Raw genomic sequence first — 15,531 nt, 5'->3', positions numbered from 1 at the left:
ATCAATCTTTGTCTTTTTTACGATTTAATTTCCACGCTGTGAACCCGAGGTAAACCATACTTCCTCTTGCTCCTCCCCTTTTCCAGAGCCCGTTTACGCTGCTTAACCCCAGGAATATAGGTCCGAAATGGCCAACTGCTCCGATCGAAGGCCGGTTGTTGCCATCTATAAATGAAATAGGAAAGGCAAAATCCGAGTCTTCATCCTCAAATCTTGGCGTAATTGTGAAAACATTAGGTTGATAAATGTCCAGATACTCGCCCGATCTTTCTTTAAACCGCTTTGTTTGGGATAAGGTCACAAAAAATCCTTTTACCAACTGAATGTCGGCTTCCAGATGCAGTGCCTGAGGAAGGCGCACTGTTTTATAAAAAGTAGAATCCGACTCTGCTGCGTAAAGGCTCATAAACCCTTCTACACCCTTGTCAGCGATGGTTTCCAGCTCTGTCTGCCCTATCAATGCATTAGCCTGACGGCCACGTTCTACCCTGGAATCCTTTGTTTTGTACCGGATCGAACCAATATCCGTTAAAGATGCACCAAGTCTGATCAGGTATTCGGGACTTTCGTCGAACACTTCCTTGGATTTCCCCCAGTAAGATCCCAGCTCATAGGTAAAGCCCAGATCATAACCCCAGCCCGAACCATACTTGTCAGAATTGAACAAGTTGCCGAGCGATACTCCCCGATTGGGCGCACTGTATCCACTTTCATAGGTAAATCCACTGATTGACAGATCACTGATGTCGCTGTTTGCTGCTTGTGGTGTAATGCTGAAACGATCCACGGAACCTGCCAGGTAACCCACACGCGCCCCGAAAACACGTTTGACAGTGGCGCCTACTTTGACTTTATGGGATTCAAGATCAAGTATTTGTGCTCCGTACGACAAGCTTACATCTGAAAAGCTTTGCTGAACAATATTGAAATCGCCCCATTCTTCATTGGTTACTGACGGGGTACTGCCGGTGTCGAGCCTGTGAAAATACAGATTGCGAACTGCTCCCGGAATATGGTTGGCGAGCACGTAACCTCTTGTACGGAACTGCAAGGCAAGTCCCTGGTACTTACCAAGCGAGATCATTGCCGACGGCCAGCGGATTTCACTTGCAACATGGATCGGATCTTCGTGGGAAAGCGAGCCCATTGTACGAGATCGCCCGTAGAGTTCTTTGGTCGAATGCGGGGTAAGTAGCGGATAGAGCAAGGAATTTTCACCCAAAAACCTGAAATAGCGATAGTTAATGCTACCACCCAGGGTCACAATGTTAATCTGCCACTTGTGCTTCGGCCCACCGAGGACGGATGGGTTGTAGGTAGCACGATAGATCCCGCCGTAATTGCTGGTGGTTAAGCCGGGGATCTGCTGTGCGAAAGTTGCTGTTGAAAATACTGAAAGGAATAGTGCTGAGTAAAGTGCGGACTTTTTCAATGTTGAGCTTTGTTAGTAATGGACAAATTTCCGGAGGCATCGTATCGGACAACCTCCTCTTCAAGCAAGGTTTGTAACGTTTTCAGGAAAATACTTTCGTCGGTATCCTCAAATGCGTGACTTAGTTTTACAGGTGTGATCAGGCCTTCATTTGTAATGTGCTGAATGATCCTGAGTGGCAGAGTGTCTTCGCCGGCAGCTTCATATTTTTTCTTTTTAATACAGATATCACAAATCCCGCATTCTTCCGCGTCGAACTCATTAAAGTATTCCAAAAGCAGCAATGTGCGGCATATCCGGGTGTGTGAAGCATACCTGGCCACTGCGCTGGCTTTGGTAAGGTCTCTTTCTTTTTTTCTTTGTATTTCAAAAACATTTAGCGGCAACAGACCGGCGTCGTACCGCGGCGTCATAAATGTAAGCTGCGGTTTGTCTCTCCTCGGCTGGTAATCAAGTATATCGCGCTCAGCCAGAAATTTCAGTTTTTTGATTACCTCCGCTTCCGGGGCAAAATATACCTGCGCTATTTCCACTTCCGAAATCCGGACATATTCCGTAAAAACCTCGCCGCCATATAGCCGCAAAATCACTTTGATAAACGAATCGAATTCCTGGTAGCGTATCTGAAAATCGTATAATTCCCGGTTGTCGACCAGGAAGTGTACGCGCGACGGATCACTAAAATTTTCACTCAGCTGAATAAACCCTTCTTCTTCAAGTAGTTTGAGTGCGTAATGCGTTTCGTTGGGAGCCAGTCCGAAAATGCCTGTGAAATCTTGTATATCGAAGCTGTAACCGCTCATTTCACCGCTGCCCACCGGCACCTGGTAGTAATTGGCGAGAGATTGATAAACCCTTCGCAACATTTCAATGGGCGGATATCGTCTTTCGATATTGTCTGACAATTCTCCCAGCTCCAGCTGGTTAAACAGCGCGACTGCGTATGCTTTTTTCTCGTCTCTTCCTGCCCTGCCCGCCTCCTGGTAATAGGCTTCCAGATTGTCTGGCAAATCAAAATGGATCACTGTCCGCACATCAGGCTTGTCAATTCCCATTCCGAATGCATTCGTCGCCACTACCGTACGCACCTGGTTCTTGATCCAAGCGGATTGTCGCTCTGATCGTTCTTTAAAAGGTAAACCCGCATGATAAGCCTGGGCAGAAATCCCGTGGCGGTTGAGCCAGTCAGCAATTTCCTTCGTGCGTTTCCGCGTTCTAACGTACACAATGGCCGAACCGCTTACATTTTTTAGTACCTGTAATATTTTTTTTTCCTTATTATCCTCGGCAAAGGCAGAGTACGAAAGGTTCGCGCGCGCAAAAGACTGTTTGAAAACGCGCGCATTCTTCATTTCAAGTTTATCGAGGATATCTGCACGTACCTCTTCCGTGGCGGTAGCTGTGAGCGCCATGACAGGTACACCCGGTATCCGCTTCCGGAAATCCGAAATAAGCAGGTACGAAGGCCTGAAATCGTACCCCCAGGCTGAAATGCAATGCGCCTCATCAATCGCCAGCAAGCAGATTTTCATTTGCGACGCGCGCGCAATCATGATATCAGTCCTGAGCCGCTCGGGGGATACATATAGAAATTTGGTATTTCCGTGAATGCAGTTGTCCAGTGTAATGTCGATTTCATTCTTGCTCATACCGGTATGTATCGCAGCGGCAGGTATCCCGCGTTTTTTCAGCTGCTCTACCTGGTCTTTCATCAGGGCAATCAATGGGGTAACTACAATGCAAACGCCTTCCATTGCCATCACCGGTACCTGAAAACAGATAGACTTTCCTCCTCCTGTCGGAAGCAGCACAAGTGTATCAATCCCATTCAGTACCGTTCTGATCGCGTCCTCCTGGAATGGACGAAATGTATCATACCCCCAATAACTTTTTAGAACTGCCCTTAAATCAATCATTTACGGAAAATAACTTTTGCTATCTGTAAAGAAGTTAGTACAAAGTAATATGATATGTTTGTGATCTGTAAGCTATACTGTTATTATGATGCATCTGGCAACGCGCTCGGCCGAGTACATAAAAGTACTTGCCTGGATCTTCACAATCAGTTTTATCCTGATTACGTTTTTGCCAAGATCCATGGACGACACGATGTTTATGGACGGAGTAACCTATGCGTCCATTGCCCGGAATATGTCAATCGGTATAGGTTCTTTCTGGCGACCCTTCTTTGCGCATTCCTTCTGGCTACCGTACGACAATCACGAGTTTTTTTCCGGTCACCCTCCATTACAATTCGGAATGCAGGCGGTGATGTTCCGTTTAATAGGCGATTCTATTGTGGTAGAGAACATTTATAATCTGCTTGTTCTCGCCTCCTCCATTTTCCTGATCATAAAAATCTGGTGCCTGCTGCTGGCCGGCAAACCCCTGCTGCGGAAATTTTCGTGGTTGCCTGTTTTGTGCTGGTATGCAATGGAAACTGTTTGGTACAGCATTCCGAACAACTTTTTGGATAGTACCTTATCGGTATTTTGCCTGCTATCGTGCTATTTTCAACTTCTTTTTTTCACCAAAAGACCTGCAATTCTTAACGGATATTTATTTGCTGTTGCCGCTGGTATTTGCATTGCTGCCGGTTTTCTGACCAAAGGTCCGGTAAGTCTCTATCCACTTGCATTCCCCTTAATTTACACAATCAGTTTTGATACCAGGCGCATTAAACAAGCGCTATTTTGTACAGTAACCATGCTCGGTACATTGCTGGTAGGCTTCCTGCTTCTGCTGAGCTACCAACCTGCCTGCGATTTTATGCGTACTTATTTCGAAGGTCAGGTTGTACAGGCTTTGCTTCAAAAGCGGGAAAAAACGGGGGTTGGTTTGGCTGGCCACTTTTATCTTCTAACTGAATTGCTGAGAAACGTATATCCGCATTTGTTAGCATTAATTGCTTTAAATGCAGCTGCCTGGTTGGTTGGTCTGCGGGTGGCCATTTCAAGAGAATTGAAACAAATAGGTGTACTATCCTTACTGGTCACCGCCTCCGTGACATTGCCCATGCTGGTAAGTATCAAACAGTATTCCCATTACCTGGTACCTGCATTGCCTTTTGCAGCTTTGTTCTTTGCCACATTATTTGTTGAAAAAACCGCAGCATTTTCCCAGCTGTACAGCAAATTGCTTTTGCCTGCATTACTTGTGGGTTGCATAGCATGCTGGACGCTTACCGCATTCAAGGTAAGCCGCATTGAACAGGATATCATGGCGGGAAATGCGCTCAGGATCCGGAAGTTTGTGCATCGCTCTGCTACTATTGGAGTGTGCCACGAATTGTTTCAGGACGCAAACATTCACGCCAACTTTCAGCGCTATCACTGCTTGTCACTTACGACCGACACAAATACTTCCAAATACATTTTTGCTGATTCAACCTGCCTGCCCCAGTTCAATGCAGAAACGGATTCTATTATACCTCTGAAAAACGATTATCTGCTGGTGATCAGGAATATGCGACCTGCTACTGCAAAGCCGGCGATCAGCCGAAACATTAAAATTACTTTGCCCGACAGCTAACTACCAGGTCGTTAAATGTCTGAAAATATTAACTTTGTTTTCATTCATTATCAAATCGTTTTCATGCGCACGCTACTGTTCCTGGTCAGTATCATCACATTATCCGGCTGCTCTGTTTCGCATTATATCAACAAAGAAATCAGGAACTCGCCTGTTCTGAGCCAGCAGCATACCGGAGTTTCCATTTTCGGAATCAATGAAACAAAAAGCCTGGCTGCTTACCAGGATGACAAGTATTTCACCCCGGCTTCCAATACCAAGCTGTTCAGTTTTTATGCGGGCTTGTGCGCCTTGGGCGACTCCATTCCCGGGCTGGAATATCTGGAATGGGGCGAACTGCTGATCATTCGCGGTACCGGGGATCCTTCTCTTCTCCATCCCGACTTACCTCACAGCAAGGTATTTGACTTCCTGAAAAGCAGAAAAGAACCAATTTTTTTCACACCATTCAATTTTGAGAATAAACGTTTTGGTCCAGGCTGGGCTTGGAGCGATTACAACGATTACTACCAGGCTGAGGTTACACCAATGCCCGTTCACGGTAATATAGCCCGTTTCAAAGCAGGTAATGGGGCACCTTTTCATGTATCTCCTGCTTATTGGAAGAATTATGCGGTACTGGATACAATGGCTTCCGGGATACAGCGGGAAGAGTTTCAAAATGTTTTTCACCATTCCAAATTGGCAGTACCACAAGGTTTGGAGCAGGATGTACCTGTTCGCATGACCGATCTGGTGACTGTTCAGCTGCTTAGTGACACTCTGAAAAAAGAAATTAAACTGATTAATATTCCACTGGACATTGAACTGCAAAAAGTCAACAGCATTCCCTCCGACTCGCTGTATACCAGAATGATGCAGGTGAGTGACAATATGATCGCGGAGCAGCTCCTCTTACTTTACGCATCTGCAAACGGACTTCCATTAAATACCGAAAAAGCAATTACGCACGCGATTGAACATCATTTGAAAGATCTGCCCGATCGGCCGATCTGGAAGGATGGATCGGGGTTAAGCAGGTATAATCTCTTTACGCCAAGAAGTATTGTCGCATTGTTACAGAAGATCCATTCAAAAATGCCGCAGGAAAAGCTTTTTAAAATCCTTCCCACGGGCGGTAAGAGCGGTACATTGAGCAATTTGTTCAAAGGCAGCGAGCCTTTTGTTTTTGCCAAAACAGGTAGCCTCAGCAATATCTACAACCTGAGCGGCTATCTGGTCACTAAAAAAGGTAAGACACTCGTTTTCAGCTTTATGAATAACAACTTTACGCGCCCAACCTCGGAAGTAAGAAAGGAAGTAGAACGTATTCTGATCGGCTTGCACCAAAAGTTTTAAACTAATGCTTTTCACCCCAGGTACTGCCTGTACAGTAAATGCGGTTGAGCCCATTTTCACGTACCAGCAAATAAATCTGGTAAATGCCCGGTTCCACATTGGCTTCGTGAAAACTGGCAAATGCACCTTTCGAGAAGTACATCTGTCTGCGAATGGTCGTTTTCAGCGGTACTGCGGCCTGAAATGGAGGTGACGCGTAAGTATGTTTGTCGGATTTGAGCAATACGTAAGCGCCATCAGAAAAATCCTGTTTCGTGTCAAAGAACCTGTTTTGAAATTCGATGACAATGTGATTTCCCATTTTGCCGACTTTATCTGGCTTGTAAAGACTATCACACGGGATTGTAGCAAGGTTCAACTGCGGGTTCCAGCCTTCGGCAAGCGGGTCTGCTGAACCGTAGTTGGATCTGATATGCTCAAAGTGGCTTTGATCCATTGAAAACATCCTGATTCCCAGCCAGTCTGCATTATAACGCGCATTAAATTCCTGCGCAATTGCGGCGCGGCGGTTGTTCACAGCATCGGCAAAGTTGCTGTGCAGAATAACCAGATTCAAACCGATTGCAGCCAGCAGTATAAACGGAGCCAGCTTTACCCGCACATTAATTTTGGTAAAAGACAGAAACGCAAAGTATAGCGCAATACACCAAAGCGTCGAATACATGCGGTACCGGCCTTTGAACATCCCTTCAAAGGTGTCAGTTGGAATGCGTTTATAAGTCAGCGCAAGCGCCGTAATCCCCACAAAAACTGCTATTCCGGCTGCAAAAAGCGCAGTTTGATTTACATAGCGCGATTTCAGCCAGGCGGCATCCCAGAGTTTTACAAATTCATTTCTGTACAGGAAAATCAATCCGCCAATGAAGAGCATACCGGTCGCCGAAGCCAGGTAAAGCATCGTATAAGAAGCATTGTAAGCGGAGAGCGTGGCAATGGAGCCAATAAATCCAAAGAAGCCGAAGAAACCTTCTTTTACCTGCTTCGGATTACCAAAATCAAGATTTTGGGTGATGGGAGTAAAATCGATAAAATAGACGATTGCCACCGCGATCATCGCAGCAATTGTAATCAGGAACTCCTTGCGAAAGCCAGTCATCAGGTACATCAAGGCCATTACCGGGAAAACCATCAGTCCATTTCCGTAAGAAAATGTAGCCGCGAGCGCAAATACTATGGAGAAAATGATTTTTCGGGGATGAAATGCTGTGCAGTACAGCGCCAAAAGAAAAAACAGGATTACGCCAAAATTGCAAAGTGAGCTTACGCCCCAGAATATATTTTCGAAGGATTGGATATTGAACCAAAGCCACATAACCGGTACAAAATACCAGAGTGAGACTTTTAACCGGGAAAAAGCACGATAGAAAATCACCGCACACAATGCCCAGCAGATATTGGCCACAATCATAGGCCACACCAAATTTACTTTGCCGAAAATGGCTTGCAGGAGCAGGATTACCGATCGGGAAAAAACGAGCCGGTGCTCGGGAAAAAGCTCGGTCAGCAGCCGCCAGCGCTCGGCGAGGTCAGCATTTCCGAAACGTGGAATAACACCCAGGATCATAATGTCGTCGAATGCAACATAGTTGACATTCAGCGCAATGGACTTGAAAACCAAAGCATAAATAACGACGGGAGCAATGCACAGAAAAACTATAAGCCAGGTTTTATCCCTGGCAAAACGGAGGAGAGTTTGAAGCATAAATTTAATTTTCGGTTTCCTCTTCGGCCGAAGCGCGGGGATCCTTCGTATAATCGTAAAGCAGCTTGCCTTTATCGTCCCACTCTCTCAAAACAAAAGGCTCAAATTCATCATCCCAGCTAGTTTTGGGATATTGTATTTCTTTTTTCCGCTGGCGACGGAACTGATAATATTCAATCCAGCGGCCGACTTTTTTACCATCGTCGTATTTCCCGCTGGTCATAAGCTGGCCTTCCTTGTAAAATTGGAGATACTCCCCTTCTATTTCACCAAATGCAACCGGAATTACTTCTTTCACCTGGGTATGTGCCGAATCGTAATACGCTATACGGGACTCTGCCGGAAAACCGCGGTCCCAGATTGCTTTATCGATCAGGTTGTACTTGGCATCATACTTTACCCACCTGCCGTCTTTCACACCCATATAATAATAGCCTTCCTCTATCAGGTTTTCGCCGCTATACTTTTTATAAGATCCATGAAGCGGAAGCGCCTGGTCTTTTTTCTGGACCACCGCAGAGCTCAGCTTTTTGCCTTTTCTATCATACCAGCGCGTTTCAGTAGCGCGAACATAGCTGCTGATAGGCTGATACTCTTTTAATACATGAAATGATTCCACTGTTGCCCGGTCGCCACTGCCGTATTTCACGGACAAACTTTGCATTGGGACACCTTTATATTGCACTTTTGCAAGCTTGGCCCGCTCCTTCCTTGCTTTTCGGTCTTTCTTCTGGCTCTTGTACTCTTTAACCCGCAGCCCCAGATCCGGGATTGTTTCCCCGAATAGCGTTGACAAGCTGGTAGATTTATCGTTTGATCTTGGTAATGAAGCACCTACAACGGGATCAAGACCAGAAATAAAGGAGTTTAATCCTTTTGGCCGGCTTGCCGTATCTTTCTTGACAGTCTCTTTGGGAAGCCAGGAAGGAGGAGTAGAATCCTTTTGAACGGACTGAGCGGACACCCCCCTAAGCATACAACACGAAATTAGGCCCCAGATCAGAACGATTCTTTGCATGTGAATTGGATTTTTCTTATCAACAAGATTGTTACTTTTGTAACGAATTGATTTTTTCTATATTGATATTCAACGTACAAATTTAAAAAAACACCGTGGAAAAAAGCGCTAAAATTTATATCGCCGGACACAGAGGAATGGTTGGCTCTGCAATACACAGGAAATTGGTAAATGAAGGTTTCGATAACCTGGTATTGAAAACATCTTCTGAGCTCGACCTCCGCAACCAGGCCGACGTGCGGGCATTCTTTGAAGCGGAGCGACCTGAGTACGTGTTTTTGGCAGCTGCAAAAGTAGGTGGTATTATGGCCAATAACATTTATCGCGCTGAGTTTTTGAATGATAATTTGCTGATTCAGAACAATGTAATTGATAGTGCTTACCGCAATGATGTCAAGAAATTGATGTTTTTGGGTTCCAGCTGCATATATCCCAAGCTGGCGCCGCAGCCACTTCGCGAAGATTCTCTGCTGACGGGTCTTCTGGAGCCAACCAATGAGCCTTATGCAATTGCCAAAATCGCGGGTATTAAGATGTGCGAAGCTTACAGGGCACAATATGGCTCTAATTTTATTTCTGCAATGCCGACCAATTTGTATGGTCCGAATGATAATTACGACCTGAATAACTCACACGTTTTGCCTGCTATGATCCGTAAGTTTCATGAGGCGAAAGAAGAAAATAAACCTTCTGTGGAGCTTTGGGGCACAGGTTCGCCGCTAAGGGAGTTCTTACACGCTGATGACCTGGCTGATGCTTGCTATTTCTTAATGCAGAATTATGATGAAGCCGGGTTTGTGAATGTTGGTGTAGGAGCTGACGTAACGATCAAATCTCTCGCTGAAATGATCCGGGACATTGTGGGTTACGAAGGTGAAATCAACTGGAATACGGACAAGCCTGACGGTACTCCCCGGAAGCTGATGGACGTTTCGAAATTACATGATCTGGGCTGGAAGCACAGCATTGAACTGGAAGAAGGAATCCGGATTACGTACCAGGATTTTTTACAAAAAATCGAAACGTATGCAGTGTAAAGTGATAGATACTAGTGCCTTTAAAACAATCGTAGCGTAATATTTCAGTACTAAATTCAATTTTGGCCTACTATAATTCTTTTTTTTGACAAATTTCCCATATAAAATTATAAGAATCTTCGGGAAACTAATTAGTTTTGCAGCGTCCTGAAAAAACGGGGCCTCGTAAAACACTTAGTCATAGAGAAATGTCCGCCATTATTAAGTTAGACCAGATAGACCGAAAAGTACTGGAGATCTTACAAACGAACGCAAAAATAACAAACGCACAATTATCGAAAGAAATAGGGCTGTCTCCTGCGCCAACGCTGGAGCGCGTTAAAAAGCTGGAACAATCAGGTATTATCAAGAGCTATCACGCTCAGCTTGAACCTGAGAAAGTGGGTTTGGGAGTTAGTACTTTCGTTCAGATTTCATTAGTCGGACACCGTAAAGCTGTTACTGAATCATTTGTTGAAAAGATTCACGCGATACCAGAAGTTATTGAATGCCACCACATTACAGGAACTGGCGATTTTTTACTTCGGGTTATTTCAAAAGATATCAGTACTTATCAGAAGTTGATGCTGGAAAAAATCAATGAAATTGAAGAAGTAGCCAGCACACAAACAATGGTAATATTATCGACTTTCAAGGAAAGCAAAGTTTTGCCAATACCTTGATCAGATCTTCTTCCGACATAAAAATAGCCGCAGAATATTCTGCGGCTATTTTTATGCTTTTGCCAAATATATTTGCCTACTGATGCTGCTCTCTCAGCAAGTCATTTACTGTTTTTACAGGATTGAATGTGATCAAAGGAACTTCCACAAAAAGCGTGTTCCAATCTGCCATTGATCCATTCCACAAACCAGGCAATTCCTGCGCCTTCAGGTCCTTCCCATCTTTTGACTTGGCAGTAATAAAGCCCGTCAAAGGGTCTCGGAATTTTTTCAGATCAAATAATTCTCCTTTATAATTCTTAACCGCACAGACAAGATCAACCGGATTAAAGTGCGTTGAATTCTTGAAAATCTCGTTCTGAGACGCATTATCTACGTCTACCTGAGCCGACTCAACTATCTGAAGAGACGAAGAACCATCTGCATTTTCAGCCCAGAATGGACCGCCCCCCGGCTCGCCCTGGTTCTTAACCATTCCGCAGGCGCGTAAAGGCCTGTCCAGTTTTTGAATAAAGTATGCTTTCTTCTTTTCATCTTCCCACGACTCAAAACCAGCAGGAGGAATCACGCAAAGTTCATTGCGGAAAAAACCGTCAAGTTCCTGTAAAAGCGCAGCATCCGAGCCTTCCTGCAACTTGTTGATATAGCCGAAAATCCTCTTTTGTGATTTAAGAACAACACCGGCAAGCGCCTTTTTGTACTGGATTGTGTCGCCTTTAATGCGGTCAGGAACAACGTTATCAATGTTTTTGATAAAGATAATATCTGCATCAAGCTGGCCCAGATTCTCTAATAAAGCCCCGTGACCGGCTGGTCTGAATAAAATAGAACCGTCCTTTTCACGGAATGGAGAATTGTCAAGATTCACCGCAATGGTATCAGTAGCGCTTTTTTGTTCTGAAAACGAAACAATGTAGCGCACGCCAAACTGGCTTTGATAGCTCGGCAACACTTCTACTACCAGCTTCTCAAACTTATCTCTGTGCTCAGGCGAGACAGTAAAATGGATTTGAACGTTACTGCCTGCATTTGCATACTTTGCACCTTCAACCAAATGCTCCTCCAAAGGCGTTCTGGAACGTTCAGGGTAGTTATGAAATTTTAGTAATCCTTTTGGGAGCTCTCCGTAGCCTAGTCCTTTTGTAGTCAGAAAATAAGATACAATCGTTTGTTCATCAGCACTTTCGATTTGAAAACCATCAGATAAAAGAGACGCTTTCAGATCGTCGTAAAAAGCGAATTCTTTCAGCTTTGCAAAAAATTCGTCAACCGACTTGTCTCTTTTATTTTCCTGCAAAAAGCCGAACAACGATTTAAACATACGTGTTGCAGCTCCGGATGCGGGTACAAATTTCAATAAAGACACTTCTCCATCGGAAGCGCTTTTATCAAATTCACTGATCAGTTGTGAGATTTCGTCTTCTGTTAGCCTGATAATTCCGTCACCCACAGTCGCAGCCTTGGAAAGTTGCAGGAATGGAAATCCATTTACAAAATATCCAACCTGCTCTTCGACAGTGCGGATATCACTTCCACGTTCTTCTATTTGAGTTATATCTTTTTCAATGAACATACTATTATTGTTTAATCAGTGAAGTTTTAGGGCAATGTTAGTTTATAAAAGCGGCGTGAGAAGACACTATAACTATGCCTGATCTATTTATTTAAGTATCCTGAGTTTTGCAAAACTGAGTAAAAGGGTTTTTTCGCCGACAGTATCAAATTTCACGGTCGCCTTTCGGTCTGTACCATTTACATCCATTTTGGTTACTGTCCCAAATCCAAATTTCAAATGTTCAACTTTGTCGCCTTCCGCAAGATCGAAAGTGTCACTCGGTACAAAGTCGGGAGAAGGAACGTGGGCTGCCGCTGCTGCGGAAGCAACCGGCTGGGCAGGTTTTCTTTGCAGGTTTTTAACAAAAGAAGTAATCGGAGGCGCCGAGTCGCGTTCCAATGCATGCTGCGTCATTTTATTTACATTCAAAAAGCGCTGGTCCACTTCCAGTAAAAACCGGCTTGGTTCGCACATTTTAATGCGGCCCCATTGATAGCGGCTTTCGGCGTAAGAGAAAGTCAGCTTTTTTTCTGCCCTCGTGATCGCTACATAAAAAAGCCGGCGCTCTTCTTCCAGGTCCTGCCTGCTTTCCAGCATCATCTGGCTGGGGAAAAGGTCTTCTTCCAATCCTACAATAAATACATTCCTGAATTCAAGACCTTTTGCTGAGTGGATGGTCATCATCGTAACCCGATCGTGGTCTTCGTTTTCGTCAGGCTCGTCTGCATTGGTCAGCAATGAAACCGACTGTAGAAAAGCGCTTAGTGTTTTATCTTCGTTTTCTTCACTATCAACGAATTCCTTGATCCCGTTCAATAACTCCTGAACGTTCTCGTATCTGGACAGTCCCTCAATCGTCTTGTCTTCATACAACTCACGCAAAATACCAGATGCTTTGGCGATGTGAGATGCGATCTCGTATGCATCTTTTCCTTCTTCTACCTGTATTTTGAAGCTCTTTATTAGTGTACCAAATTGTTCAATGGGCGTGATAGTCCTGCCGGTGGCATATTTGCCGATGTTAGCGACGACGTCCCAGATCGCCATTCCATTTTCAGAAGCCGTAACAGCTATTTTCGCGACGGTTGCGTCACCAATTCCTCTTTTCGGAAGGTTAATGATCCGCTTGAATGCTTCTTCATCGCGCTGGTTTACGGTAAATCTCAGGTAAGCCAGCAGATCCTTGATTTCTTTCCTTTGGTAAAAAGATTGCCCGCCTATGATCCGGTATTTAATCCCAAGCTTTCGAAGTGCTTCCTCGAATGAGCGGGATTGTGCATTGGTACGGTACAGAATGGCGAAATTTTCGTTTCTCAAAGCCTTTTGCATCTTTTCCTCAAAGATTGCAGTAGCTACGAGGCGCCCTTCTTCATTGTCGGAATTAGCTTTGAGTACGTCGATCAGCGAACCTTCCTCATTTTGTGTAAAGGTTTTCTTTTCGAGCTGCGCCTTGTTTCTAGCGATAACAGAGTTTGCGGCTTCAACAATCGTGCTTGTGGAGCGGTAGTTTTGTTCCAGCTTGATTGTCTTTACATCCGGGAAGTCTTTCTCGAAATTCAGGATATTCTCAATATTTGCTCCGCGGAATGCATAAATACTCTGTGCATCGTCACCTACAATACAAATGTTACGGTGAACTGCTGACAGCTTTCTCGTGATCAGGTATTGAGAAACGTTGGTATCCTGAAACTCGTCGACCATTACATGCTGAAACTTGTGCTGGTACTTATATAGTACATCAGGAAAGTCACGGAAGAGCACATTCGTGTTGAAGAGGAGATCGTCAAAATCCATAGCATTCGCCTGAAAACAGCGGGTTGCATAGATCTTATACAATCTTCCTATCTCCTTCATTTTGGCCGCATCATCGTCAGCCTGGATAATGGGATTGTTAATGTAGTCTTCAGCAGAAATAAGGCGGTTTTTGGCTCCCGAGATTCTGTTAAAAACGACATTGGCCTTGTATACCTTATCATCCAGGTTAAGCTCCTTGATAATACTTCTCAGTAATGACTTGGAATCATCTGTATCATAAATAGAAAAGTCACTGGTATACCCCAGATATCGCGCTTCAATCCTCAGGATTTTCGCGAATACTGAGTGAAAGGTACCCATCCAGATATTTCTCGCTTCTGTTCCTACTGCACCTTCAATGCGCTGCCGCATTTCCCCGGAAGCTTTATTTGTAAAAGTCAGTGACAGAATACGAAACGGATCCACGCCATTACCTATCAAATGCGCTATTCTATAGGTAAGTACCCTTGTTTTCCCGGAACCCGCACCTGCTATGATCATCAGAGGCCCATTTCCGTGCAAAACTGCTTCACGCTGGGGCTCATTCAGGGTTGATAAATAATCCGCTTGATTAGATATTGTTTGTCTTTCAGATTTGCTCATGCCATTTGCTAAAACTCAAAGTTAGGAAAAACCATTTAATGGCTTCTTCCGGTAGTAGCAGAGAAGCCGTAAGTTTATGGTCAAATAATACTTCATGACGAGAACAAGATTGATGCATTAAGAGTTATGCTAGGCAGGTTGTGTCAAACCAATATATTAGATGGATATAGAAGATCAGCCTTTGGAGGCGCAGTGGGAATTTTTGTTGGATAAACTGGAGAGCGCGGTTGGAAAGAGGCCGGGAGATTTGAATAGCGTGTTATTTCTTATAGGAGTGCAGGAGCTGGGGCAAGGAGCTAAAAGATTTACAAAGGAGCAGAAACAAGATCTCATGCATATCGGCATTTGTAATGTGCTAAGCTTGTCGGGGTACTATACATTTGAATACCTCGATGGTGACGGCTGGCCCCACTATAAATTAGATCGCGCGCTGCCACCAGGCGATTTAATGAAGCAAGAATCCCTGTTGAAAATGCATGTTATTGAGTATTTCAAATATCTTTAAAAACTTTCCTTGCTGGATAGAATTCATTTTCAGGGGGTTAATATTGCTGGTGCAAAAAGTTTAAAAAATATTTTAGCGGGGGTGTTGNAAATATCTTTAAAAACTTTCCTTGCTGGATAGAATTCATTTTCAGGGGGTTAATATTGCTGGTGCAAAAAGTTTAAAAAATATTTTAGCGGGGGTGTTGCATTTAAAAAAATAAGGCTGCACTTTTGCACTCCCAATCGGGAACAACGGTAGCGAAAACGATCGCAACCACGAGTTCTGAGAATTTCAGAGCAACGTTCTTTGACATGATGAAGAGAGCAAAAAGATAGGTTCGTTAGAAACATTGATGGCTTCTTTCGGGAGGTT

The 15,531-nt window shown here is 44.3% G+C and carries 11 protein-coding genes; 5 read left to right on the top strand and 6 right to left on the bottom strand.

All coding sequences use genetic code 11. The features are described 5' to 3' along the window. Nucleotide 1: 1 nt before the first annotated feature. Both ASG33_RS21630 and ASG33_RS21625 read right to left on the bottom strand, forming a co-directional pair. On the bottom strand, nt 2-1,432 hold the full coding sequence (locus ASG33_RS21630) for a DUF5723 family protein (protein WP_229238795.1): 1,431 nt from the start codon (nt 1,430-1,432) through the stop codon (nt 2-4). Next, nucleotides 1,429-3,348 carry an ATP-dependent DNA helicase RecQ gene (locus tag ASG33_RS21625; protein ID WP_056290630.1) on the bottom strand — a complete coding sequence of 640 codons (1,920 nt, stop codon included), beginning with the start codon at nt 3,346-3,348 and terminating at the stop codon, nt 1,429-1,431. Before ASG33_RS21625 ends, ASG33_RS21630 begins: the two co-directional genes overlap by 4 nt. A gap of 85 nt (nt 3,349-3,433) precedes the next feature. On the opposite strand from ASG33_RS21625, the gene ASG33_RS21620 reads away from it, so the two are divergent. After that, nucleotides 3,434-4,963 carry a glycosyltransferase family 39 protein gene (locus ASG33_RS21620; RefSeq protein ID WP_082489369.1) on the top strand — a complete coding sequence of 510 codons (1,530 nt, stop codon included), beginning with the start codon at nt 3,434-3,436 and terminating at the stop codon, nt 4,961-4,963. Between the two features lie 63 nt (nt 4,964-5,026). Next, nucleotides 5,027-6,301 carry a D-alanyl-D-alanine carboxypeptidase/D-alanyl-D-alanine-endopeptidase gene (dacB, locus tag ASG33_RS21615; protein WP_056291167.1) on the top strand — a complete coding sequence of 425 codons (1,275 nt, stop codon included), beginning with the start codon at nt 5,027-5,029 and terminating at the stop codon, nt 6,299-6,301. Between the two features lies 1 nt (nt 6,302). Here dacB and ASG33_RS21610 read toward each other — a convergent pair whose 3' ends face one another. Both ASG33_RS21610 and ASG33_RS21605 read right to left on the bottom strand, forming a co-directional pair. Beyond that, nucleotides 6,303-8,003 carry a hypothetical protein gene (locus ASG33_RS21610; protein WP_056290626.1) on the bottom strand — a complete coding sequence of 567 codons (1,701 nt, stop codon included), beginning with the start codon at nt 8,001-8,003 and terminating at the stop codon, nt 6,303-6,305. Nucleotides 8,004-8,007: 4 nt separating this feature from the next. After that, entirely contained in the window at nt 8,008-8,979 is a 972-nt protein-coding gene (locus ASG33_RS21605) for a toxin-antitoxin system YwqK family antitoxin (RefSeq protein WP_229238794.1), read from the bottom strand. Between the two features lie 137 nt (nt 8,980-9,116). Between ASG33_RS21605 and ASG33_RS21600 the strand changes: the two genes are divergently transcribed. Continuing rightward, a complete protein-coding gene (locus ASG33_RS21600) occupies nt 9,117-10,058 on the top strand; it encodes a GDP-L-fucose synthase (RefSeq protein WP_056290620.1) in 942 nt (313 codons plus the stop codon). 188 nt (nt 10,059-10,246) lie between these two features. Beyond that, nucleotides 10,247-10,720, top strand: coding sequence for an Lrp/AsnC family transcriptional regulator (locus ASG33_RS21595; RefSeq protein WP_015813234.1), 474 nt, complete (start codon nt 10,247-10,249; stop codon nt 10,718-10,720). Nucleotides 10,721-10,796: 76 nt separating this feature from the next. Here the strand turns inward: ASG33_RS21595 and ASG33_RS21590 are convergent, their stop codons facing one another. Then, nucleotides 10,797-12,293, bottom strand: a complete 1,497-nt coding sequence (locus ASG33_RS21590; RefSeq protein ID WP_056290617.1) for a DUF4301 family protein — start codon at nt 12,291-12,293, stop codon at nt 10,797-10,799. Nucleotides 12,294-12,380: 87 nt separating this feature from the next. After that, the gene (locus tag ASG33_RS21585) at nt 12,381-14,672 is read right to left on the bottom strand and encodes an ATP-dependent helicase (protein ID WP_056290613.1); all 2,292 of its coding nucleotides are present in this window, start codon (nt 14,670-14,672) and stop codon (nt 12,381-12,383) included. A gap of 160 nt (nt 14,673-14,832) precedes the next feature. On the opposite strand from ASG33_RS21585, the gene ASG33_RS21580 reads away from it, so the two are divergent. Next, a complete protein-coding gene (locus ASG33_RS21580) occupies nt 14,833-15,177 on the top strand; it encodes a hypothetical protein (protein WP_056290610.1) in 345 nt (114 codons plus the stop codon). The last annotated feature ends 354 nt before the right edge of the window (nt 15,178-15,531 follow it).

Origin of the sequence: Dyadobacter sp. Leaf189 (genome assembly GCF_001424405.1) — a bacterium.
Taxonomy (GTDB): domain Bacteria; phylum Bacteroidota; class Bacteroidia; order Cytophagales; family Spirosomataceae; genus Dyadobacter.
The sequence above is the reverse complement of the archived record's forward strand: the minus strand, read 5'-3'. Positions and strand labels throughout refer to the sequence as shown.